Below are 1,621 nucleotides of genomic sequence, written 5' to 3'. Positions count from 1 at the left end.
AAAAAATTAAGTCTTGATAAGTGACACTGAAGATTCATTTGAATATGTCAGAGACAGTTATTGAGCATCAAACTTTAAATTGAAGAGTTTGATCATGGCTCAGATTGAACGCTGGCGGCAGGCTTAACACATGCAAGTCGAACGGTAACATGAGTGCTTGCACTTGATGACGAGTGGCGGACGGGTGAGTAAGGTATGGGGATCTGCCGAATGGAGGGGGACAACAGTTGGAAACGACTGCTAATACCGCATAACGTTGAGAGACCAAAGCATGGGACCTTCGGGCCATGCGCCATTTGATGAACCCATATGGGATTAGCTAGTTGGTGGGGTAAGGGCTCACCAAGGCGACGATCTCTAGCTGGTCTGAGAGGATGACCAGCCACACTGGAACTGAGACACGGTCCAGACTCCTACGGGAGGCAGCAGTGGGGAATATTGCACAATGGGGGGAACCCTGATGCAGCCATGCCGCGTGTATGAAGAAGGCCTTCGGGTTGTAAAGTACTTTCGGTAGTGAGGAAGGTAGTGTATCTAATAGGTGCACTAATTGACGTTAATTACAGAAGAAGCACCGGCTAACTCCGTGCCAGCAGCCGCGGTAATACGGAGGGTGCGAGCGTTAATCGGAATGACTGGGCGTAAAGGGCATGTAGGCGGATAATTAAGTTAGGTGTGAAAGCCCTGGGCTCAACCTAGGAATTGCACTTAAAACTGGTTATCTGGAGTATTGTAGAGGAAGGTAGAATTCCACGTGTAGCGGTGAAATGCGTAGAGATGTGGAGGAATACCGGTGGCGAAGGCGGCCTTCTGGACAGATACTGACGCTGAGATGCGAAAGCGTGGGGAGCAAACAGGATTAGATACCCTGGTAGTCCACGCTGTAAACGATGTCGATTTGGAGTTTGTTGCCTAGAGTGATGGGCTCCGAAGCTAACGCGATAAATCGACCGCCTGGGGAGTACGGCCGCAAGGTTAAAACTCAAATGAATTGACGGGGGCCCGCACAAGCGGTGGAGCATGTGGTTTAATTCGATGCAACGCGAAGAACCTTACCTGGTCTTGACATCCACAGAATCTTGCAGAGATGCGAGAGTGCCTTCGGGAACTGTGAGACAGGTGCTGCATGGCTGTCGTCAGCTCGTGTTGTGAAATGTTGGGTTAAGTCCCGCAACGAGCGCAACCCTTATCCTTTGTTGCCAGCGATTCGGTCGGGAACTCAAAGGAGACTGCCGTTGATAAAGCGGAGGAAGGTGGGGACGACGTCAAGTCATCATGGCCCTTACGACCAGGGCTACACACGTGCTACAATGGCGTATACAAAGGGAGGCGACCTCGCGAGAGCAAGCGGACCTCAGAAAGTACGTCTAAGTCCGGATTGGAGTCTGCAACTCGACTCCATGAAGTCGGAATCGCTAGTAATCGTGAATCAGAATGTCACGGTGAATACGTTCCCGGGCCTTGTACACACCGCCCGTCACACCATGGGAGTGGGTTGCACCAGAAGTAGATAGCTTAACCTTCGGGAGGGCGTTTACCACGGTGTGGTCCATGACTGGGGTGAAGTCGTAACAAGGTAACCGTAGGGGAACCTGCGGTTGGATCACCTCCTTACGAAGCG

General features: G+C 51.5%; 1 rRNA gene. It reads left to right on the top strand.

Annotation, left to right across the window (positions count from 1 at the left end):
- The first annotated feature begins 76 nt into the window (after positions 1–76).
- A 16S ribosomal RNA gene (locus J3U63_RS12985) occupies positions 77–1,614 on the top strand.
- The last annotated feature ends 7 nt before the right edge of the window (positions 1,615–1,621 follow it).

Origin of the sequence: Gilliamella sp. B2838, assembly GCF_026536185.1 — a bacterium.
Lineage (GTDB): Bacteria > Pseudomonadota > Gammaproteobacteria > Enterobacterales > Orbaceae > Gilliamella.
The sequence above is the reverse complement of the archived record's forward strand: the minus strand, read 5'-3'. Positions and strand labels throughout refer to the sequence as shown.